Source organism: Psychrobacter sp. FME5 (assembly GCF_014861375.1).
Lineage (GTDB): Bacteria > Pseudomonadota > Gammaproteobacteria > Pseudomonadales > Moraxellaceae > Psychrobacter.
In genome coordinates this window covers 1-549 of record NZ_RRYX01000267.1, presented here as the reverse complement: position 1 = coordinate 549, position 549 = coordinate 1, and the positions used below count along the sequence as shown (strand labels likewise).

1 protein-coding gene is annotated in these 549 nt (G+C 45.9%); it reads left to right on the top strand.

The window, feature by feature from the left end; translation table 11 throughout:
• On the top strand, positions 1–549 hold a 549-nt coding region (locus tag EI161_RS14630; protein WP_192530029.1), incomplete at both ends, for a PepSY-associated TM helix domain-containing protein.

The following is a 549-nucleotide window of genomic DNA, read 5'->3' as shown; positions in this document are numbered from 1 at the left end:
GGCAACGCTCGTGGCTTGATGCGCACAATGCTTTTTCTGTGCTGCCAATACCGTTTCATCTGATGATTACTTTTACCGGCATTATTACCTTGATAACCTTGTATATGCCGTGGGCAGGCATGGTATCTACTGTAGATAGTGAGCAGTTTTTTAAGGAAATTTATTCTTATCGGGCAGCGGATACAACCGAGTTACAGACTGCCCCTATGGCCAGTATTGCTCCATTGCTTGCTACAACGCGATCTGATTGGCAAAAACGCAACCCTAATTATGCCGTGACCAGTGTCAGTATTAATCATCCTAATACTGACCAAAGTATGATTATTATCGATGGTAAAGCTGAGCATCAATTATCGACGTTAGGGGTATTTCGTATTTATGATGGGCAGACAGGCAAAGTACTCAAAGACAGTCGACCACCGCCGCTTGCTGTGGAAACACAAGCGGTCATGATAGGTTTGCACGCAGGACGCTTTGCTGATAACTGGCTGCGCTGGTTGTACTTTTTATGTGGCGCAGCGGGCTGCGGTATGATTGCAACAGGCTTAG